General features: G+C 62.1%; 18 protein-coding genes. 7 read left to right on the top strand and 11 right to left on the bottom strand.

Going from position 1 to position 21,692, the window contains the following annotated elements; genetic code table 11:
* The first annotated feature begins 96 nt into the window (after positions 1–96).
* Both V7N12_RS09140 and argE read left to right on the top strand, forming a co-directional pair.
* A complete protein-coding gene (locus tag V7N12_RS09140; protein WP_333714193.1) occupies positions 97–1,281 on the top strand; it encodes a M24 family metallopeptidase in 1,185 nt (394 codons plus the stop codon).
* A 4-nt stretch (positions 1,282–1,285) separates the two neighbouring features.
* On the top strand, positions 1,286–2,446 hold the full coding sequence (gene argE, locus V7N12_RS09135) for an acetylornithine deacetylase (protein WP_333714191.1): 1,161 nt from the start codon (positions 1,286–1,288) through the stop codon (positions 2,444–2,446).
* Between the two features lie 63 nt (positions 2,447–2,509).
* On the opposite strand, the gene V7N12_RS09130 is transcribed toward argE, so the two are convergent.
* Complete coding sequence (locus V7N12_RS09130; RefSeq protein WP_333714189.1) at positions 2,510–4,018, bottom strand: malonate--CoA ligase; 1,509 nt, start codon at positions 4,016–4,018, stop codon at positions 2,510–2,512.
* A 30-nt stretch (positions 4,019–4,048) separates the two neighbouring features.
* Positions 4,049–4,939: a LysR family transcriptional regulator gene (locus V7N12_RS09125; RefSeq protein WP_333714187.1), complete on the bottom strand. Its 891-nt coding sequence runs from the start codon at positions 4,937–4,939 to the stop codon at positions 4,049–4,051.
* A gap of 106 nt (positions 4,940–5,045) precedes the next feature.
* Here V7N12_RS09125 and V7N12_RS09120 point away from each other — a divergent pair, with 106 nt between their 5' ends.
* Positions 5,046–6,575: a trimethylamine methyltransferase family protein gene (locus V7N12_RS09120; protein WP_333714186.1), complete on the top strand. Its 1,530-nt coding sequence runs from the start codon at positions 5,046–5,048 to the stop codon at positions 6,573–6,575.
* Positions 6,576–6,584: 9 nt separating this feature from the next.
* Positions 6,585–7,484: an NAD(P)-dependent oxidoreductase gene (locus V7N12_RS09115; RefSeq protein WP_333714185.1), complete on the top strand. Its 900-nt coding sequence runs from the start codon at positions 6,585–6,587 to the stop codon at positions 7,482–7,484.
* Here the strand turns inward: V7N12_RS09115 and V7N12_RS09110 are convergent.
* The 9 genes from V7N12_RS09110 to V7N12_RS09070 form a co-directional block, all read right to left on the bottom strand.
* Positions 7,481–8,407: an alpha/beta fold hydrolase gene (locus V7N12_RS09110; RefSeq protein ID WP_333714184.1), complete on the bottom strand. Its 927-nt coding sequence runs from the start codon at positions 8,405–8,407 to the stop codon at positions 7,481–7,483. The genes V7N12_RS09115 and V7N12_RS09110 overlap by 4 nt on opposite strands.
* The gene (locus tag V7N12_RS09105) at positions 8,407–9,186 is read right to left on the bottom strand and encodes a hypothetical protein (RefSeq protein ID WP_333714183.1); all 780 of its coding nucleotides are present in this window, start codon (positions 9,184–9,186) and stop codon (positions 8,407–8,409) included. The genes V7N12_RS09110 and V7N12_RS09105 overlap by 1 nt, the downstream gene beginning before the upstream one ends.
* 29 nt (positions 9,187–9,215) lie before the next feature.
* The gene (locus tag V7N12_RS09100) at positions 9,216–9,575 is read right to left on the bottom strand and encodes a hypothetical protein (RefSeq protein ID WP_333714182.1); all 360 of its coding nucleotides are present in this window, start codon (positions 9,573–9,575) and stop codon (positions 9,216–9,218) included.
* A gap of 55 nt (positions 9,576–9,630) precedes the next feature.
* Positions 9,631–10,494 (bottom strand): dynamin family protein, encoded by an 864-nt coding sequence (locus V7N12_RS09095; RefSeq protein WP_333714181.1) that lies wholly within the window; start codon positions 10,492–10,494, stop codon positions 9,631–9,633.
* Positions 10,491–12,569, bottom strand: a complete 2,079-nt coding sequence (locus V7N12_RS09090; protein WP_333714180.1) for a dynamin family protein — start codon at positions 12,567–12,569, stop codon at positions 10,491–10,493. The genes V7N12_RS09095 and V7N12_RS09090 overlap by 4 nt, the downstream gene beginning before the upstream one ends.
* 155 nt (positions 12,570–12,724) lie before the next feature.
* Positions 12,725–14,290 carry a hypothetical protein gene (locus V7N12_RS09085; protein WP_333714179.1) on the bottom strand — a complete coding sequence of 522 codons (1,566 nt, stop codon included), beginning with the start codon at positions 14,288–14,290 and terminating at the stop codon, positions 12,725–12,727.
* The gene (locus V7N12_RS09080) at positions 14,291–15,349 is read right to left on the bottom strand and encodes a PP2C family protein-serine/threonine phosphatase (protein WP_333714178.1); all 1,059 of its coding nucleotides are present in this window, start codon (positions 15,347–15,349) and stop codon (positions 14,291–14,293) included. It lies immediately after the preceding gene.
* Positions 15,333–16,154, bottom strand: a complete 822-nt coding sequence (locus V7N12_RS09075; protein WP_333714177.1) for an FHA domain-containing protein — start codon at positions 16,152–16,154, stop codon at positions 15,333–15,335. Before V7N12_RS09075 ends, V7N12_RS09080 begins: the two co-directional genes overlap by 17 nt.
* A 65-nt stretch (positions 16,155–16,219) precedes the next feature.
* The gene (locus V7N12_RS09070) at positions 16,220–18,595 is read right to left on the bottom strand and encodes a serine/threonine-protein kinase (RefSeq protein ID WP_333714176.1); all 2,376 of its coding nucleotides are present in this window, start codon (positions 18,593–18,595) and stop codon (positions 16,220–16,222) included.
* A gap of 533 nt (positions 18,596–19,128) precedes the next feature.
* Between V7N12_RS09070 and V7N12_RS09065 the strand changes: the two genes are divergently transcribed.
* From V7N12_RS09065 to V7N12_RS09055, 3 genes are read left to right on the top strand one after another with little or no spacing between them, the layout of a single operon-like run.
* Positions 19,129–20,055, top strand: coding sequence for an ABC transporter ATP-binding protein (locus tag V7N12_RS09065; RefSeq protein ID WP_333714175.1), 927 nt, complete (start codon positions 19,129–19,131; stop codon positions 20,053–20,055).
* Entirely contained in the window at positions 20,052–20,813 is a 762-nt protein-coding gene (locus tag V7N12_RS09060; protein ID WP_333714174.1) for an ABC transporter permease, read from the top strand. Before V7N12_RS09065 ends, V7N12_RS09060 begins: the two co-directional genes overlap by 4 nt.
* A gap of 38 nt (positions 20,814–20,851) precedes the next feature.
* Entirely contained in the window at positions 20,852–21,646 is a 795-nt protein-coding gene (locus V7N12_RS09055) for a S49 family peptidase (RefSeq protein WP_333714173.1), read from the top strand.
* Positions 21,647–21,692 lie beyond the last annotated feature (46 nt).

The following is a 21,692-nucleotide window of genomic DNA, read 5'->3' as shown; positions in this document are numbered from 1 at the left end:
CGGTGCTTCGCAACGAACGCGAACGTCATGTCGCCTCCCGCGCGAAGTAGGCTGCGGTGGGTGTCAATCGGCAGTCATATGAAAAAGGGGACGCATATGCCAATCGGGAACGCCGCATTTTCGCAGGGCGAATACGACCGCCGGATCACCGCGACCCGTGCCGCGATGGATATGGCGGGCATCGATGTTCTTTTCGTGACCGACCCGTCGAACCAGGCCTGGCTGACAGGCTATGACGGCTGGTCCTTTTACGTGCATCAGGGCGTGATCCTCGGGATGGAGGGTGAACCTGTCTGGTGGGGCCGGATGATGGACATGTTCGGCGGGCGGCGCACATGCTGGATGCAGCCCGAAAACGTGATTGGCTATGGCGATCACTATATCCAGTCGACCGAATATCACCCGATGCAGGATCTTGCCAAACAGCTTGCATCTCGGGGTTTCGAAGAAGCCCGTATCGGGGTCGAGATGGAGAACTACTATTACTCGGCCAAGGCCCATCAGGTGCTGACCGAGGCGCTGCCCGCCGCGCAACTGGTTGATGCAACGGCGCTGGTGAACTGGCGGCGGCTGGTCAAGTCCGAGGAAGAAATCGGCTTCATTCGCAAAGCGGCGCGCATTACCGAAAAGGTCATCCGGACCGCGATCGACAAGGCGGCACCCGGTGTGCGGAAGAACGACCTTGTCGCGGATATCATGCACGCCGGCATCGCCGGTGTTGGCGACGACTGGGGCGACTACCCTGCCATCGTGCCACTGACCCCGTCAGGGCTGGATGCCACCGCCGCGCACCTGACATGGAACGGCGACCCGATGCGCAAGGGCGAGGCGACGTTCTTCGAACTGTCCGGCTGCTACCGCCGCTATCATGCACCGCTCTGCCGGACGGTCTTTCTGGGCAGGCCCGACGCATCCGTGCGCCGCGCCGAGGCCGCCCAGATCGAAGGGATCGCGGCCGCGCTTGACGCAGCCCGGGCAGGCAACCGGACATGCGATATCGCCCGGGCCTTCATGGCCGTGCTGGCCAAATACGGGATCGAGCGTCAGGGGCGCATGGGCTATCCCATCGGCCTCAGCTATCCGCCGGACTGGGGCGAACGCTCTGCCTCGATCCGGACCGAGGATGAAACCGTCCTGCAGCCCGGCATGACCTTCCATTTCATGCCGGCCCTCTGGATGGATACCTGGGGACTGGAGACCACCGAGACGATCCTGATCAAGCAAGACGGCCCCGCCGAGGCGCTTTGCGACATTGAACGCAAGCTTTTCATCAAGGACTAGACCGGTGACGACGCTTGAAAGAACCAAAGCGATCCTTGCCGACCTGATCGCCTATCCCAGTGTCTCGAGCGAAAGCAATGTCGAGGTGATTGGGTATATGGCGCAGCGCTTGCAGGATCTGGGCGCCGATGTACAGTTGCAGTTCACGCCCGACGGGCAGAAGGCCAATCTCTTCGGGACGATCGGTCCGGACAAGCCGGGCGGCATCGTGCTGTCAGGACATTCGGATGTGGTGCCCGTGGCCGATCAGGACTGGACGCATGCGCCGTTCGAGATGACCGAAAAGGACGGCAAGCTTTTCGGTCGCGGCACCTGCGACATGAAGGGTTTCATCGCCGCAGCCTTGGCCAAGGCAGAAGACCTTGCTGTTGGTGCCTTGGCGCGCCCTGTGCATTTCTCTTTCACCTATGACGAAGAAACCGGCTGTGTCGGGGCGCAAGCCCTGGTCGAGTGGCTTCAGCAGCGCGAACTTCGGCCCTCGTTGGCGATCATCGGTGAGCCGACGATGTTGCAGGTCATCGAAGGGCACAAGGGCTGCTGCGAATACACCACGCATTTCCGTGGACGGGCCGGGCACGGGTCAATGCCGGACCTCGGTGTGAATGCGGTCGAATATGCTGTGCGCTATGTCACAAGGCTGATGGCCTTGGCCGAAGAGATGAAATCCCGCGCACCGGCCGGCAGCCGCTTCGATCCGCCCTGGACGACGATCAGCACGGGTGCCTTGACGGGCGGCACGATCCACAACGTGATCCCCGAAACGGCGTCGGTCCAATGGGAGTTCCGCCCAGTGCAGAACAGCGACTTCCATTTCGTGAAATCCCAGGCCGAGGATTACGTCCGTTCGGTCCTCTTGCCCGCGATGCAGCGTGTGGATCCCACGGCATCCATCACCACGGAAATCATCGGTGAGGTCGCGGGACTTGAACCTGCGGCCATCAACGAGGCGCGGGATATTTTGATGGAACTGACCGGCAGCAACCACTCGGGTGTCGTGCCTTTCGGGACCGAGGCAGGTCTCTTCGCCGCGCTTGGTATGTCGGTGGCGGTCTGCGGCCCCGGGTCGATCGAACAGGCGCACAAACCGGACGAGTTTCTCGCCATCGGGCAACTGCAAAAGTGTCTGGACATGCTGGACGGGCTCGAACACAGGCTACGGCCCTGATGTGCCGCCAGCTTTGGCGATGTTGACAGCACCTGTCAGTCGAAGACCCCCAGCCATGCACCTTCATGGGGCATCGGTGAAAGTCTGGGCATAGCGGTCCCGCAAGAGGTTCTTTTGCACCTTGCCCATCGCATTGCGTGGCAGGGCCTCCACGAAGAAAAGCCGTTTGGGCTGCTTGTAGCGCGCAAGCTGCGGACCGATATCGCCAAGGATGCTGTCTTGCGTGGTCGCATCCGGGCTTTGCAGGACGACGACGCCGACCACAGCCTCACCGAAATCCGGATGCGGCACGCCGATGACGGCGCTCTCGACCACGCCGGGGTGGGCGTCGATCAGAAGTTCGACCTCTTTGGGATAGACGTTGTAGCCGCCGGTGATCACCATGTCCTTTGCGCGCCCGACGATCCGCAGATATCCATCCGCGTCCAGCGTGCCGATATCGCCCGTGACGAAGAAACCATCCGGCAAAAGCTCTTCCGCCGTCTTCTCGGGCAGGTTCCAGTATCCTTTGAAGACATTGGGGCCGCGCACTTCGACGATCCCCGGTTGGCCGTCCTCGACGCGCTTGCCCTTGCCGTCCGTCAGGCGCAGATCGACACCCGGCAGCGGGACACCGACGGTGCCCGCGCGGCGTTCGCCATCATAGGGATTCGAGGTGTTCATATTGGTCTCGGTCATCCCGTAACGCTCGAGGATGCGGTGGCCGGTGTGCTGTTCCCACGCCACATGGGTCTCGGCCAGCAAGGGGGCGGACCCCGAAATGAAAAGCCGCATCCGCGCCGCCGCCTTGGCCAGTCCTTCGCACTGCAAAAGCCGCGTGTAGAAGGTGGGCACCCCCATAAGCGCCGTTGCGCGGGGAAGTGCGGCAAGGATGTCATCGGTGTTGAAACCCGGCTGAAAGATCATCGCCCCGCCGCTGACCAGCGTGATGTTCGTTGCCACGAAAAGACCGTGCGTATGAAAGATCGGCAAGGCATGGATCAGGACATCATCCGCCGTGAATTGCCAGTAGTCCGCCAAGGTCTGCGCGTTGCTTGCAAGGTTGCGATGGCTCAGCATGGCGCCTTTGGGCTTGCCGGTCGTGCCCGAGGTATAGAGAATCGCCGCCAGATCGTCGGCCCCCCGCGCCACGGGGGTAAACCCCGCAGGATGCCCTTGGGCGGCCTTTGTCAGGGTCCCTTGGCCCGTGGCATCAAGCGTCAGGACCCTGGCTGTGGCAAGGGCGGCCACGGCGTCTTGGTCGGCCGGATCGCAGACGACAACGCGGGGCGAAGCGTCCGCGATGAAATAGGCAAGTTCCGTCGCCGTATATCCGGTGTTCAGCGGCAGAAAGACCCCGCCCGCCATCACGGTGCCGACATAAAGCTGCAGCGCGCTTAAGGATTTGTGCACCTGCGCCGCAACCCTGTCACCCGGGCCAAGGCCGGCGGCCACCAGTGCCGCGGCGATCTGTTCGGCACCGGCAAAGAACGCGCCATAGCTGACGGTTGTCCCATCGGGCAGATGGGCCAGCGGTGCCGCGGGATTGTCCTGACGGGACAGCCGCAACACATCGACAAGCGTGTTTTGCATCTTGGTGCCTTTCGTTCATGCCCTGCATATTCAAGTGTCGGCTGGCCGCGATGGCGCCGCCCCTGTCGGCACCCTCCCCAGAAACTGCCGTTTCAGGATCGCGACCATCCGGCGAAAACTGGTGCGGTTGCGGTTGCGCGCATTCAACCCCGCAAAGAGAGGTTGCGCAATCACCGGCGCGTCGCTCACACGGCGGTATTCCCCGTCCGCCACCAATGCCGCAGCCGAGCTTTCCAGCACATAGGCCGTGCCCGAGAACGACCCCAGCAAGGCCACCATTCCCGCGTTCTGCCCGATCGACAGCGGCACTTGGGACAATTGCGGAAAGAGTGCCGCATGCATCTGCGAGAAAGCGGGCGCATAATTGCCAAGGATATAGCTGTCCGGCACGATCTCGGACACGGTCGCGGCCTGTGTGGAAATCATGACATAACGCACCTCGCCCAGCGGTTCAAAGTGCAGGTCCGGCAACAGCTTTGGCGAATACAGGACCGCGATGTCCTGCGAACCGGTCACCAGATCATTGCACATCTGGGTGGAATAATCCGATTCCAGCAAGAAAGCGGTGTCCGGAAAGGTCTGCCTCAGGTCCGCAATCAGATCACGGATCCCCATTCCCACCAGATCGTGCTGCAACCCGATGCGCATCGTCACGCCACCCAAGGCCACATCCTTGGTCGCGTTCAGCGCGGTCTGCCAGTTGTGGCGCAAGCCGCGCGCATGGGGCTCGAACCGCAGGCCTTCCGTCGTCAGCGCCGTTCCCGCCCGCGAGCGTTTGAACAGACGCGCGCCGACCGACGCTTCCAGCGCCTTCACCCGCGCCGAGACCGTGGACTGGGTGACCGACAGACGCTCGGCCGTCTGGTGAAAGCTGCGTGTCTCGCAAAGATCGAGGAATGTTTCGATTTGTTCCAGTTGCATGGGCGCTGACCCTCTGATCGGAAATCCCGATCAATAATGACCGAATGGCCAGATTGATCAAGAGCCTGTGCAGGAAGATAAATTTGTGAAAAATGGAGGGTCGGTTATGACAGACATGAAGCGTCGTTCCGGTGGTCGTGCAGCCCGTGTGGCCCTGCGCCGTGCGCCATTGGCCGAAAATGTGCGGCCCGTCAGGGCGGGTCTCGAAGGCGGGCAATATCGCCCGCTGACGGATGCGCAGGTGCAGCGGATCCACGCGGCGGCGCTTGATGCGCTGGAACAGATCGGCCTGTCGCAGGCCCCCGCCTCGGGCGTGAAGATCCTGACCGAAGCAGGGGCGATCCTGGGCGATGACGGGCGCATCCGCTTCCCCCGCGCGCTGGTCGAGGATATGCTGGCCAAGGCCGCCCGCAATATCACGCTCTATGGCCGCGACCCCAAGCATGACCTGCACCTTTCGGGCAACCGTGTGCATTTCGGCACCGCGGGGGCGGCAGTCCATGTGGTCGATCTGGCGACGAACACCTACCGCGACAGCACCGCGCAGGACCTGCACGATGCGGCGAAGATCACCCATGCCCTCGACAACGTGCATTTCTTCCAGCGCGCGATGGTCTGCCGTGACATCCCCGACAACCTCGATATGGACCTCAACACGATCTACGCCTGCTGCGCGGGCACGACCAAGCACGTCGGCACCTCGTTCAGCGAACCTGCCCATGTGAAACCGGGGATCGAACTGCTGCACCGCATCGCCGGCGGCGAGGACGCCTGGCGCGCAAGGCCTTTCGTGTCGAACAGCAACTGCTTTGTCGTGCCGCCGATGAAATTCGCCGAGGAAAGCTGCATCGCGATGGAGGAATGCATCCGCGCCGGAATGCCCGTGCTGCTGCTGTCGGCAGGGCAGGCGGGGGCGACGGCCCCTGCCCCGATCGCGCTGGCCATCGTGCAGGCGGTGGCCGAGTGCCTTGCGGGCGTTGTCTATGTCAACGCCATGGCCCCCGGTCATCCGGCGGTCTTCGGCACATGGCCCTTCGTGTCCGACCTGCGCACGGGGGCGATGTCCGGTGGCTCTGCGGAACAGGCCCTGCTGACGGCAGGCTGCGCCCAGATGCACAAGTTCTACGACCTGCCCGGCGGGGCGGCTGCGGGGATTTCCGACAGCAAGCTGCCCGACATGCAGGCCGGATGGGAACAGGGGATCACCAACGTTCTTGCGGGCTTGTCAGGCCTGAACATGGTCTACGAATCCGTCGGGATGCACGCCTCTCTCTTGGGGTTCTGTCTGGAATCGCTGGTCTTGGGCGATGACATTCTGGGGCAGGTCCTGCGCTGCGTGCGCGGGATCGACGTGACCGAAGACAATACCTCGATCGAAGCGATGATGGCCGTCTGCGTCGGCGGGCCCGGTCATTATCTGGGCTCTGACCAGACGCTGGAACTGATGCAGACCGAATATATCTACCCCAGCCTTGGCAACCGGATGAGCCCCAAGGAATGGAACGAGGCGAACCGCCCGATCCTTCTTGATTCTGCGATCAAGCGCAAGAACGCGATACTGGAGCAGGCCCGCATCCAGATCGATCCGGCCATCGACGCCGCGATCCGCAAGGACTACAACATCTATTTCAACTAGGGGCGCGTCATGCACTACGGATACATCGGTCAGGGAAACCTCGGGGCGAACTGCGCCTGCTGCCTTTTGCGCGGGGGCATGCAGGTCACGGTGACCGACCTCAACAAGGGGGCCTGCCAAAAGGCGCTGGACGCCGGTGCGACCTGGGCCGACAGCCCTGCCGCATTGGCCGCAGAGGTGGATCACGTCATCACCTGCCTGCCGTCGCCTGCCGTGTCCGAGATCGTCGCCGACCAGATGCTGCCTGCGATGAAAGAGGGGGCGCATTGGATCGAAATGTCGACGCTTGGCCGGGACGAGGTGCTGGGCTTCGCCGACAAGGCCGCAAAGCATGGCGTGCGCCTGATGGAACTGCCGGTGACCGGCGGGGTGCATCTGGCCGCCCAAGGCAAGATCACCATGCTGGCGGGTGGCGACAAGGACATGTTCGACCTGCATCTGCCCGCGCTGCAGGCGATGGGCGACAAGGTCTTTCATATGGGGCCGCTCGGGTCGGCCTCGATCATCAAGGTGATCACCAATATGCTGGCCTTCATCCACCTCAAGGCCTGTGGTGAATCCCTGATGCTGGCCAAGCGCGGCGGGCTTGATCTGGCGCAGGCGTGGCATGCGATCAAGGCATCCTCGGGCACGTCATTCGTGCATGAAACCGAAGGCGCGCTGGTGCTGAACGGGTCCTACGACATCGCCTTCAATGTCGATCTGGCGCTGAAGGACCTTGGCTTTGCGATGGAATTCGGCCGCGAATTCGGCGTGCCGCTGGAACTGGCCGCCGCGACCGAGCAGACCTATGTCGCCGCCCGCGCCGCCTACGGGGGCGAGGCGCAGTCGCCGATGATCGTGAAACTGCTGGAAGACATGCTGGGCACCGACCTGCGCGCCGACGGGTTCCCCGCGAAGCTGGTCTAGGGACGCCGCATCATCTCGGCAAAGAACGGCAGCCACGCCGCAAGCACCTTGTCGGGGGATTGCTCGGCCAGATAATGCCCGCCGGGCAGGGGCCAGCCCTGCACATCCGCGACCCGCTCGCGCCAAAGCGCCAGACAATCGAAATGCGCCGCGATCACCCCGTCCGCACCCCAAAGCGCCAATAGGGGCACCTGCACCTTGCCGGTTTCCGCATCGTCATGGGCGATGTCGATAGAGGCCGCCGCGCGGTAATCCTCGCAGGCGCCATGGATGGCCGCGGGGTTGCGGAAAGAGGTCAGATATTCCTGCAACGCCTGCGCCGCGAAGTGATCCATGCTCTTGTTGCCCATCCCGCCGCATTTCTTCAGCAGGTAGAAATCGGGGTCGGCCCCGATCAGCGTTTCGGGAAAGGGTGCATCGAGCGTCAGCCAGTACCAATGCCAATAGGCATGGGCAAAGCCGCTGTCGGCCTCGCGATACATCTCGCGGGTGGGGGCGATGTCCAGCACGGAAAACGCGATGACCTTGTCGGGATGATCGGCGGCCAGCCGGTGCGCAACGCGCCCGCCGCGGTCATGCGCGCCGATCAGAAAGCGGCTGTGCCCCAGATGCGACATCAGCGCGACCACATCCCCCGCCATCGCCCGCTTGGAATAGGGCGCGTGGTCCGGCGTTGTCGCAGGTTTCAGCGACCGGCCATAGCCCCGCAAATCAGGACAGATCACCTGATAGGTCTCGGCCAGCCTTGGCGCCACCGCGTGCCACATGGCCGAGGTCTGCGGATAGCCGTGCAGCAGGACCAGAGGCGGCCCGTCCCCCTTGATACGGTAGAAGACAGGGCCATCCGGCCCCTCGAAGAACCTTTCGTCGAAGCCGTCAAAAAAGCTGTCAGCGCGCCTTGCGGATGCGACGGCCGGGTGCATCAGTGAAAGACCGCCTGCCACGAGGCATGGATCTGGCCAAGCGCCTTCGGTTCGTAGATCAGCAGGATAAGGTCATCCTCGGACTGCGCCAGCGCAAGGGCCTTGTCGCCGGGCAGGGCACCTTCCAGCGACATCAGCTGTGGACCTTCGGCATTACCCGAGAGTTTCATCCGCGTGGCCAAAAAGTCGTCGAGCTGGGTCTCCAGCACGGTCTGAAGTCCCGAAATGTCGCCATCGCTGTCCACGATCTCGCCACCGCTCAGATGGACATAGGCCTTCAAGACGCCCTCATTGCCGCGCAGGAACCGCTGCACGGGGGGCAGGGGGGCGGCGTTCATGTCGATGTTCCAGACCTCGATCAGGGTGGCCGCCGCGACACCCCGGTCACCGGACTTGCCGAACCTTTCGGCGGGCAGGCTGCGCAAGGTGATGCGCGGCGCGGCAGACAGCAGTTCGGTCAGCAACGCGCCCACCGCCTCGAGCGTCTTGTGATCGTCCCGCGCCAGAGGTTCGCCCACCAGCCGCGCGCTCTTGCCTTTGGCGGGCACGACACCGGTGATCCCCCGCAGCCGCCGCCCGGCGACGACCAGCGTGATGATATGGGTCCCCGTCATGATTTCCAGATTGCGTTCAAGCACGGTTTCGTCGATCGCGCGGACCAGCGCCGCCATGCCCGAAGGCACGCCGCCTTGCGCGATCAGGCGCGTCCCGTTTTCAAAGACATCGGTGCCGCTGTGCAGGCTTGCAAGTCTTTCCGCAAGGGCTGTCAGGTCGCTCATCGTCTTGGTCCGGCTCGATCCAGTGTTTCTCAGCCGCTGCTGATGCGATCAAGGCATGCAGTCGCGTTGGCTACAAGCCTACCAACGTTCACATTTGGCGCACAGACACAACACAATACATCGTTCGGCTCGTCCTGCGCACGCAGAAAGACCCGCAGTGATGCCTGCGTGGCCCAGACCGCGACATTGCTGGGCTTTTCGCCGAGGGCGGGTTTTCCCTTGCGGCCAAGCAGTGTCGCCGCCTCGTCGCAGAGCGCATCCAGCGTCTCGCGCGGGTGGCTGGTGCCGCTGTCGGTCACAAGGATCATATGCGCCGAAAGATCGGCAAATGCCACAGTCTCGCAGCCGGGGGTCGCGCCCCGCAAAAGGTCCAACTCGTCAACAACCATTCTCGTCCGCTTCCTTGGATACACCGCCGCAACACGAAGGGGTGCATGACTTCATTCAGGTCTCGCGCAGGGTCGGCGCGCTTATCGCATCCTCATGCGTATCGTCACCCAGCAGCAAAGGCGCCTCGGCAGGATCGGGGCGGCGCTGCACACGGCGGGGGACCACCGGTGCCTGAACCGCCGGCGGCACATCGGCCGCATGGGCAAAGTTGTAAAGCGGCAGTTCGGTCCGCGCCGTCAGTTTCGTCAGCCGCTCGATCGTGTCGATCAGATGCTCGGTGAAAGGGCCGGCGCCGCTGGCATCCCAGAGGTCGTAATCCTCACCCGCCTTGATCGCCTGCAACAGCGAGATCGGGAAGGTCCCGCCGAACATGCCCGCAGTCTCGCGGGTGACGCGCTTGAAGACCCGCATCCGGTCCCGTTCGGTGGTCAGCTTGTCGTAGCGGGTGATCAGCAGGATCGAATTGTCGCGCACCGATTGCGGCATGCTTTCCCAGACCGCGGCTTCGGACTGACGCCACGCCTGATTGGCGTGGGTGCACCAGATGACGGCATCGACCTCGGGCAACATGCGTTCCCAGACGTCGGACGACATATTGGGGTCCGAGATGCCGGGAAAGTCGATCAGATCGCAAACCTCGAGGATATCCGCCTCGATCGACAGATGGACATAGCGGGTGTCCTCGACCGGGACCTGTTCCAGTTGCGAGATGCTGATCGGCTCGACGAAGCCCTGCACATCGACGCGGTAGGGTTCTTCGTTGCCATAGGTGATCCAGACCGGCGACAGCCGCGTCGCGGTGACCTTTTCGGGCAGCGGGCGCACCCCCATCAGCAGGTTGGACAGGGTGCTTTTGCCCGCGCTGAATTCGCCCATCAGGGCGATACGCGGCTTGCGGCCGAGGGCGCTGGCAGTCATGCGCTGCCTCCCGCACGGGTCACGGTCAGTTCGTCGTAGATATACTCGAACAGTTCTTCACGCTCTTTCTGCGCCTTGATGCCGAAGATATCCTCGAGATCGGCGAAATCGAGTTCGGACTTGCTGCTGATATCCTCAAGCAGCGCGCGCTGGTCTTCGAGGAAATCGCGCAACTCGCGTTCGGCGGCGGCGCGGATATCGGCGACCTGACGCTCTTTCAACTCGGCGACGATCGGTGTCGTTTCGGCCTCGATCAGGTCATAAAAACCGCTGGCGAAGGCGCGATAGCCCTTGCGACGTTGCCACCAGCCCTTCCACCACGAGGTCTGCAGGTCCAGCGCGATCGTCTGGCCAAGGGTGACCGGCGGCGGGATTTCCGGCGCGGCAGGAGGCGTGATCGTGAAATTCTTGACGTCGACCCCAAAGGCGGACCGGTAGGTGTCGGACAGATCGGCGGCGGCGGCGCCGAAGACCTCTTGGCAGGCAGCGCCGACGTTGCGCCGCATGACCTGATAGCTTGTGCGCAGCAGCATCCGCAGACCGTCGGGGCTGTATTGCCAGATTTCCTGCTCGCCCTTCGCTTCGAGATGCTGAAGCAGCGATTCCAGCGCGCGATCAAGAAAGCGTCTATGCGACTGATCCACGCGTGAGCCGAATTGCTGAAAGACGATATCCAGACGGTCGTGCAGCAGCTTGAAATTGTCGGCCTCAAGCTTGTCGAGATGTTCTTTCAGGACATCGGCCGACATCACCGTGACCTCGTCACCTTCCAGCCGCATCGAGATCATTTCGTTCGATGCGCGGACACCGGATACAAGGTTCAACGCCTTCTTGCGCGAGGCTGCCAGAACCTCTGCCCCCGGACCTTCGGCGATACGTTCCGACAGTGCGGCGTAAAGCTGCGGCATGCCCGACAGATGCCAGACCAATTCGTGGGTGCCCATGTTCGCGGCTTCCGCGCTCAGCGTGCTTTCGGCCCAGTTGTAAAGCGCGTCGGCGCTGTCCGAGACGATCTGATCCAGCTCCGGGCTAAGTGCGATATTCGCCCAATAGGCGCTGCCGAAGATGATCTGCGGGTTCTCGGGGCCGTTGTTGTCGGCCAGCGTCTGGGTGATGCTGTCGCGGATTTCAGGCACCTGATTGGCCGGGTCGGCCAGTTCGTCGATCCGGTTGACGAAGATGATCACCTCGCGCGCCTTCACGTTCGAGATCAGGCGGATCAGACCCATATCCATCGAGCTGAGCGCCTGATGCGCCGACAGCACGACCACGCAGATGCGGCTGTCGCGCAGGGCGTTGATGGTGATCTGCTCGCGCATCATGAAGGTATCGTTCACACCGGGCGTGTCGCGGATACAGATCGGCATCGGCAATGCCTTGGTATTCAGGTAGAGGTCCGCCGACTTGGTGATATCTGCAAAGCGGCCCTGCTGGTCCTCTTCGTCGGGATCCTCGAAATCATCCCCCATGCAGACATACCGCTGCATCAGGTCGTCGTTCAGCTCGGCGTAGTTGTGTTTCTGGCCCAGCAGCAACTCGAACTTGCGCCCAAGGCGTGCCTTGGTCTTTTCCCGCATCTCGGCGATCTGTTTGCGCACCTTCTCAAGCTCTTCGTCGGCCCCCGCGCGCGAAGAAAGTTCACCGATTCGCCCCCCGTTTTCGACAAGATGATCCCATTCATCCTGCGAGAAGAACTGGAACGATGCGGTCGGCGCGTCATCGGGGATCGGGGCGTTCAGGTGCAAAGAGGTCACAACAGAGGTCCATGGGTTGACGTCCGCCGGCAGAAGATCAGGTCTGCCAACCATCGCATTGACCAGCGAGGTCTTGCCCGCCTTGATCTGACCGATCATCGTGACGCTAGGCTCGAAACTGCGTAACTGTTTGATAAGCCTTGACGATTTCTTTTCCGCATCCGCGCCGCCAAGCTTGACGACATCCTGCAACGTCGCTTCCAGATCAAGGATTTCGTCGCAGAACGCGTCGAGTTTTTCCAGTCCGAGCCGCATAAACTCTGGTTGGGCAGCCTCTGGCAGGGCTGCTTTCACCTCTTTTGCAAGCTCTTCCATCTTCATCCTGCATATCCTTCGTGCGGTCAGCTGGGCGTAATCGCATCGTCGCACTATCGCCAGTTGGCACTAATAAATAGATTTTATTGGGATAATGGAAACGGCACCAGAGCGCAAATCTTAGCGACGCCTTCAGAACCGGCAGCCGACCGCTTGCCGCGTCAGGCCGCCAGATCCGCCTGCAACTCGCGCTTGACCTGCAACATCAGGCTCAATGCTTCGATTGCGGCGCTGTCGCGCTTTTCCATCTGCATCAGTTGGACAAGATCGGCGGCATCGAATGCCGTATCGCGGGCGCGTGCAAGTGCGGGGTCTTCATCATCTCCGTTTGCGTTCAGGTAATCACACAGCCAGTTCAAATCCTCGACGGCCTGACTGATGATTGCAGCCGGCGCATCATCCCCCAGCCCCATGATCTGCTCGGACAGCGCCGCGGCCTTTTGTTCGAGATGGGCGATCGCGTGCTCGTAGGCGGTGCGCGTTGCGGCCTGAACCTCGACGGCGGGGGGCGTGGCCAAGCCCTGTTCGGCGCGGCGGGCGGCAATACTGCGCAGGCGGGCGATGCCGACGGAAACGCGTTCGGGCTCGCGTGGTCCCTGATCGGGTGTCTTGGTCGTTTCACGGCGCTGCATCGGCGAAATCGTCGGCTGCGCGTGCTTTGCGATTTCGAATTTTGGGCCCGCAGGCTTCGGCGCGACGGCAGGTGCCGACGGTTTGGCTTGGGTATCGCGCGCGGCGTCACGGGCAGCGGCGGGTTCGGCCTTGTCGGGCGTGGCAACCGGGTCCGGCTTTGCCGCCGCAGGCGTTGCCCTTGCGCCGCGATCCGCCGCGTCTTGCGCAAATCTTTCGTCGTCGGCGGCTTCCTGCGCCTCGTCCGCCGCCATCACCGCATCCATGGACGCCAGCGCGTCTTCATTCTGCAGCAACAGCACCTCTGCCAGATCCAGCGCCGAGCGCCGCCCCTGATCGACCTGCTTGAGAACAGCCGAGATCAGGGCCATCCCGCCGCTGCGCCGGAATGCCTCTTTGTCGACAGAGCCATTGGCATCGCGCGCAGCAATCGCGGCGCGTGTCGCAATCGGGATGATCTTGTTGAACTCGCCCGCGGCGGCGGTGTGCACGGCGGCGCTGACCTCTTCGAACAGGCCCTGCTGTTGCAACAGGTCATAGCGGGTGATCATCAACAGGGCATGATCCTTCAGCGCGTCGGGCATCTGGCTCCAGACGCGCTGTTCGTCCTGCGAATAGTCCGCCGTGCACCAGATTGCGATATCGCAGCGCTTGGAGGCCCACTGGCTGGCGCGATGCAGGGCAACCGGATCAGTCGGCGCCACCACCTCGAGGACGGAAATCTTCTTGAGCGCCGGAAGCGGCAGGCGGATTTCCACGAAAGCCGGTGACTGGGCAGCGATCTGGTCAAGATCGATGGTATCGAAGGCTACCCTTGATCCGTCGGACAGGGTGCAGACCGCCTGTGGCACACGACCATAGACCACCTGGCATGTCGGCATCCTGACACCGATCTGCATCAACTCTTGCCCGATCAACAGGTTCAGGATCGTCGACTTCCCCGATTCCGGCAATCCAAGCAGGCACAGGCGCACCGGCGTTTCCAGCCGCGTCAGCAGTTTCTCGGCTTGTTCGTGGGCACGGTCGGGCAGCAGGCCGCTCATCACGGCCCGCGCAAGATCCTCGTGCACCCGTTCATCGGGCGATTGATTCGACATTTACTGGCCTCCGGCGGCTAGCTTAGCCGGCGGCTCTGCCGCATCAACCTCCTCTTGAGTTTCGATGTTGTTGTGAACCTTCACCTTGCGGATCGGCTTGACCTCTTTGATCGTCGTCGATTCCGTGATCGTGACCGAATCGAGCGGCTTGTCGGCCACCTTGGCGGCCACCTCTTCGACATCCTCGATGTCGACAACCCGCGTAACGGTCGAGGTTTCGCGATCCACGTGACCGATCGGCTTGGCGCGCACGGCCTGAATGACAGGCTTGTTGTGGTTCAGCTTGATCACCGAGAAGGTGCAATTGTCCTGATCCGGATCGGCAAGGGCCTCGATCGCTTCGAGCAGATATCCGGCGATCTCGGCCGCCTTCTTGCGGCGGTAGCGATGCAGGATCCGCTGGATCTTGTCGTCTTCCAGATACTGAAGACCGTCGCTTGACACCACCACGATATCGCCGACCTGCAGTTCGAACGGGGTTTTCGGGCAATCCGACTTGGCCACGCGATCACCGAGGATCACCGAGGTCAGGCAGTTGCGGTCAGGATGGTTCTTGCCCGCTTCGGGATCGAGAAGACCGGACTTGACCATGAAATCGATCTGCGGCGCCATCGAATGGTCTTCGTTCAGCTGCTGCATCTTGCCGCCACGATAATGATAGAGCGGGCTGTCACCGATCGACATCCAGTACATCCGGTTCTCGACCAGAACGCAGGAGACCAGCGTCGCCCCCATCCCGCGCGTCTCGGGATGTGCCATGACATGTTCGCGCACGATGGCATTGGCATTGACGGCGGCGCGGGTCAGATAGTCGGGGATCTCGGCTTCGAAATCAGCGAAGTTCGCGCTTTCGAATTTCAATTCGCTGAAGACTTCGGTGACGACGATCTTGCTGGCGACGTCACCGGCGGCATGGCCACCCATGCCATCGGCAAGAACGACCACACCACTGTCGGACCCGAACGGAAAATCCGTGACGATCGCGTCTTCTTGGTAGTCCCTGCCGCCCTGACAGATCGCCGATGCGACGTCAAAACGGGGTTCAGGCGATCGCCACATCTTCGTCCTCCTCGTTGCCACCTTGTGACCAATTGAACGACTTGTCGCACAGCGCAACAAAGCGCAGGACGGTTTCGCCAATCTTGATCACGTCGCCGGTCTTGATGCTTTCGTTCGAAATGACAGGCTTGTTGTTCAGGCGGACGATGTTCGACTTGCCGCCATGACCCAGCAGGAACTCTTTGGTCTCGGGGTCAAAGACGATCGCCGCATGGTTGGACCGAGAGATCGAGTTGTCGCCGAAATCCAGTTGGATCGCCTGGTCGTCGCCGCGACCGATCTGCGACATGCCCGTCTGCAGGGTAAAGCATTCGCCGCGACCGGGACCTTCGACAACCACGATCCAGCCGACAGGGAACTTCAGGCTCTTTGCTTTCGGCGCTGCGGCGGAGGGGGCATCGTTGAAAAGATCGACGACCGCACCATCGGATTTCTCGAAACCGATGAGACGCGTCTTGGTGCGCCGCGCGCGCGCGGGCGAGCGTGCCGCCGCAGGTGCGGCAGGTGCGGCGGGCAATTCGGTCTTTGGCTCGGGCAGGTCGGCCGCTGGTGGCAGCGCATCCGCGGGGGTGTCTTCCATGTCCCAGATATTGACTGTGTCCGCAGGCGGTTGCGCGGGCCTTGGCGCGGGTGCTGTCTCGGCGGCGGTTTCCGGCTTGTCCGAAGCTGCCCTCAGTGCGTTCGTCCCGTCCACCATCGAACCGATGGTGTCGCGGTACGACTGTTCTAGCGTTTCGACCGTCTCGGCGCTGCTTTTCGCAGGCTCTTTGCGCTTTTTACCAAGGAGATCACGAATAAACTTCATTTTTTCTACCTTCTAACTTGGTCTACGGGCATATGCGGCACATGTTTGCACCGCAGCCTAACGTCTTATTCCGTCCCGTCATAGGTGTATGTCGCAATCCAGAGACTACCGTCCCGCTGGACCGCGAATGTGAACTGTTCGATCCCGGCGGCGATCTCGCGCGTGAAGATGTCCACGATAGAGGTCCGGTCATCGACAGGTTCGCTGGTGGCGATGTAGCTTGTGACCACGTCACCAATCTGAAGCCCGCCTGCTGTGGTGGCGGAAAGATCGGTCACAACGGTGCGCCAGCCCGAACCAGAGAAATACGTCTCGAACGCGGTGCCGTCAGACAGCGTCGTGTTCTGGACGACCGGCAAGACCCAGGCCTGCGCGACAGAGGTCCCGGTCGCTTCGTCGGCGATCCCGAAAAGAACCGGCAGGGAGGCGGAAAGCGAGGCCTCGGGGGTCAGTGACCGCAAGGCATCGGGGATCGCGTCGATGGACTGGACGGGTGTTCCGTTGACGGATGCGATTTCGATGCCGGGCTGCACCCAGACCGGCGCAATGGCGGCAACACCGCCGACGATGTTCGAACCCTCGCTGACCGGCGTAAAGGGCAGGCGGACGGTCCATTCTGTTGTCAGCAGGTCCGGTTCGCCCGCCGCCGGGGCGACGACGACGACCTCGTTTCCGGGGGTGACGGTCAGAATATCGACAGGCAGGCCATCGCTGACCGATGCCACCTGCTCTGGCGATACCGGCAGCGTCACGTCGCCGGTCGCTGCATCGGCTGTCGGCGTGGTCGCCGCCAGCTCTGGCAGGGTGGCCGCAGCGGGCGATTCCGTCACGATTGCAGGTGTCTCGGCGGGCTCCGGCAGCGGCGCGACGTCCGGCACGGCGGCCAGTGCTACCGCGTCGGGGCGCACCTGCGGGCGGATGTCCGGCGTGGCCGTATCCGTGATGGCAGGCGCCGCAACCACTGCGGTCGTCTCTGGCGCGTCGGTCGTCACCGGATCGGATGCGATCTCGGGCGTGGCGGTCGCTTCGGGCGCTGCCTCTGTCGCGATTGCGGTTTCCAGCGCGCTTTCGACGGCGGGGGTATCGACCGGCGCGGTCTCAAGCGGCGGGGCTGTCTCGAGCACAACAGGTGCGACTGCGGTCTCTTCCGTGACCGCAGGTTCCTCGGCGGCGGCGGGTGCCTCTTCGGTTGCCGTTGCGGCGTCCTGCGTGGCGACGGCGGTCTCTTCGGCAGCCGGTGTCTCGGTCACTGTGGCGGTGTCTTGCGCAACCGGAGCAGTCTCGACCGCCACAGCGGGCGCTTCCACAGCGGCAGCCGGTGCAGACAGGTCCGCGGCAGGCTGTTCGCTGCCCGACATGGTCATGACGCCGACGCCGACCAGCAGCGCGACAACGGCAGCCGAACCCAGCAAAAGCGGCATGTTCGACTTGCCCGCAGCCGCCGTTCTGGTCGCGGCACCCGACCCGCCTGCAGCGGTCGCGGGGCCGACGTTCAGGGCCGTGACGTTGCCGCCGACACCTTCCATCATGTTCAGCCACTCATGCGCTGATTTCAGGCGATCCTTGGGAAGAACTGCAAGCGCCTTGTCAATCGCGGCAAGGAAGTTGTCGTCATAATCGGGGAAACGGCCGACGATCGCCTTGTAGGGATCGGTCTCGCCCGAGGCGATGGCCGCAAGGCGCGCCTGCGAATTGGGGGGGACCTCGCCTGTGATCAGGTGATGGAAAGAGGCCGCCAGCGCGTAAAGGTCACTGCTGGGGCTCTGGTCGGACCCGGCGATGTAGAATTCCTGCGGCGAGTATCCGTCCTTGACCACACGCAGCGCCGACAGCACGCGGCTTTGCTTGGTCGCCTCTTCACGGGCGGCGCCGAAGTCGATCAGGATCGGGTGAAAGTCCTTGTTGATCAGGATATTGTCCGGCGAGATATCGCGGTGCAGGATGCCCTGATCATGGATGAAGCCGACTGCGCCCAGAAGTTCCTTGAGGATATTGCGGATCTGCGCAGGCGTCAGCGAGGTGTTCGCATCCTCGATTATGTCGAGCATGTCGCGACCACGCACGAAATCCAGCGCCATATAGGCGGTGTCGTTGTCCTCGAAAACCTGATGGACGCCGACGATGTTGGGATGGTCAAGCTTGGCGAGACTGCGGGCCTCTTGCACGAAAAGGCGGACAATCGACTTCAGCTCGTTCTGGTGCGCGCGTGACCGCGCCTGCACCACGGCACGGCTGCGACGGCAGAAGGCACCGGGGAAACACTCTTTGATCACGACCTTCCGGTCCAGACTGTCCCGGGCCAGATAGGTAATCCCAAAGCCACCCGCATTGAGAAAGCTTTCGATGGTATACTGGCCATGCATCAACTTGGTGCCGGGCTTCAGTTCATCGACAAAGTTCTCTTTCTCTTCCACGTTCTCTTTCGGTTGCGCGTTAGCCATCATCAAAATCCAGTTTGCAACTGATATGGGTCGCAAGACACACTGCGATCAAGTAATTTAGTGTCATTCAAATTAGGCCAAAAAGTGACGCTAACTTGTTGTTTAGGGGTTCTTAATCGTCTTCAATCGTCCGGATTATAAGCCCTTTGAGAAACAGTTGTTGGCGGATTTCTGCCGAAAATCCCTGATTTCAGCCAAAAATACATGGTTTTGCACGACTTGCAGGCAACTTCCCCGTGATTGACCGGAATTGGGCACTGTTTCCCGGGGTTCTTGTCGCCTGTCGTGTGTATTTCCTGCATTTTCACTGCTTTTGTCCGCAGACATGGCTGATTCTTTCGCTGGTCCCACGGTGCATGCGAACTGTAAAGCGCAAGTAACCTCTGCCGGGTTTTTCAGCAGGGATCCGCATGGTCCATCGCGCGCCCCCCGCTGTCAATGGATCATCCGGGGGTGGCATCACGCGGCGACTGGCCCCTTTCCCTCGGGCGTTGGTCACACTAGGTTTTGCGCACAAACCAGAAGGCAATCCCATGTCCCCTATCGTTTCGGTCAGGACCCTGCGCAAGGCATACGCCGGCGGGTTCGAAGCTTTGAAGTCTGTCGACCTCGATATCCGCAAGGGCGAGATCCTTGCGCTGCTCGGGCCCAATGGTGCGGGCAAGACCACGCTGATCTCGACCATCTGTGGGATCACGGTGCCCACCAGCGGCACGGTCACGGTCGGCGGCCACGACATCCAGACCGACTATCGCGCCGCGCGCCGCATGATCGGGCTGGTGCCGCAGGAGATCACGCTCGAATCCTTCGAGACCGTCTTCAACACGGTCAGCTTCTCGCGCGGGCTGTTCGGCAAGCCGCGCAACAGCGCGCTGGTCGAGGACATTCTGCGCAAGCTGTCGCTTCACGACAAGAAGGACAACAAGATCATGACGCTTTCGGGCGGCATGAAGCGGCGCGTCCTGATCGCCAAGGCGCTGGCCCATGAACCCGAGGTCCTGTTTCTCGATGAACCGACAGCCGGTGTGGATGTGGAACTGCGCAAGGACATGTGGCAGGTGGTGGCCGACCTCAAGGCCTCCGGCGTCACCATCATCCTGACCACGCATTACATCGAAGAGGCCGAGGCGATCGCCGACCGCGTCGGTGTCATCAACAAGGGCGAGATCCTCTTGGTGCAGGACAAGGCCGAACTGATGGCCCAGATGGGGCAAAAGCAGTTGCGCATCGATCTGGCGCAGGCGACGGACCGCGTCCCTGACGCGCTTGCCCCCTATGAGCTGACACGGCACCCCGACGGGATGAGCCTTGTCTATACCTACGACACCAAGGGCGAACGGACCGGGATCACCACGCTGCTCAACGACCTGCAAAAGGCGGGGCTGCAGATGAAAGACCTTCAGACACAGCAAAGCAGTCTCGAAGACATCTTCGTCGGACTGGTAAAGGAAACCACATGAACCTCGCGGCCATCTGGACAATCTATCTCTTCGAGATGCGCCGGTTTTTCCGGACCATCACGCAAAGCCTGATCTCGCCGGTGCTGTCGACCTCGCTTTACTTCGTCGTTTTCGGCGCGGCCATCGGCAGCCGCATCGACGAGGTCGAGGGCGTCAGCTATGGCGCCTTCATCGTGCCGGGTCTGATCATGCTGACGGTCATGACGCAGGCCACATCCAACGCCAGCTTCGGCATCTACTTTCCGAAATTCATCGGCACGATCTATGAGCTGCTGTCGGCGCCGGTCAGTTTTCTGGAAGTCGTGGCAGGCTACGTCGGTGCGGCGGCGACCAAGGCATTCTTCATCGGGCTTGTGATCCTGCTGACCTCTTTCTTCTTCATCGATCTGCAGATCGCGCATCCTGTCGCGATGCTGGCCTTCCTTGTGCTGACCTGCATCAGCTTTGCCCTTCTGGGCTTCATCATCGGCATCTGGGCGGGCAACTTCGAACAGTTGCAACTGATCCCGCTTCTGGTGATCACGCCGCTGGTCTTTCTTGGCGGGTCGTTCTACTCGATCACCATGTTGCCGCCCGTCTGGCAGACGATCACCCTCTTCAATCCGGTGGTCTATCTGATCAGCGGGTTCCGCTGGTCGTTCTTCGGGGCGGCGGATGTCAGCATCGGCGTTTCTCTCTTTGCCATCGCGTTCTTCACGGCGCTTTGCATGGGCGTCATCTGGTGGATCTTCAAAACCGGCTGGCGCATCCGGCAGTAAGCCTTGTGCGCGGTCCGCTAAGGGCTAAGTATCATGTCATGAAACGCTATATTCCATTCGTCAAATCTGACCCCTTCGTCGCCGTGATCCGTTTGCAGGGGGCGATCTCAAATTCCACACGCGGACTGGACAACCCCAGTCTGGCACCCGTGATCGAGAAAGCCATCGCGCGCGGCAAACCTGCCGCGGTCGCGCTCGAAATCAACAGCCCCGGCGGCTCGCCGGTGCAGTCGTCCCTGATCGCCAGCCGCATCCGCAGGCTGGCGGACGAAAAGAAGATCCCCGTATTCGCCTTCGTCGAGGATGTCGCGGCCTCGGGCGGGTATTGGCTGGCCTCGGCCGCTGACGAGATCTTCGTCGACAAGGCCTCGATCGTGGGGTCCATCGGCGTGATCAGCGCCGGCTTCGGTCTGCAGGACGCCATCGGCAAGATCGGGGTGGAACGGCGCGTGCATACCGCAGGCAAGTCGAAGTCGATGCTCGATCCCTTCAAGCCGCAAAGCCCTGCGGACGTCAAAAAGCTGAAAGGCTGGCTGGAAGACCTGCACGACACCTTCATCGCCCAGGTGAAAGAGCGGCGCGGAACCAAACTGGCCGACAATTCCGACCTTTTCACCGGCGAAGTCTTCATCGGCCAGAAAGGCATCGACGTGGGTCTGGCCGACGGGATCGGCCATCTGGCCCCCGTGATGAAAGAGCGGTTCGGCGACAAGGTCGGGTTCCGCCGTTACGACCAGAAACGCCCTCTTCTGTCGCGCTTTGGCGCGCAGATTGTGGATGACGCCGTGGCAGGTATCGAAGAACGCGCCGCCTATGCGAGGTTCGGCCTGTGATCATCAAGGCGATCTTCATCTTCCTTGCCTTCATGCTTGTGCTGGC

The organism is Yoonia sp. (genome assembly GCF_036770585.1).
In the GTDB taxonomy this organism is placed as follows: domain Bacteria; phylum Pseudomonadota; class Alphaproteobacteria; order Rhodobacterales; family Rhodobacteraceae; genus Yoonia.
The sequence above is the reverse complement of the archived record's forward strand: the minus strand, read 5'-3'. Positions and strand labels throughout refer to the sequence as shown.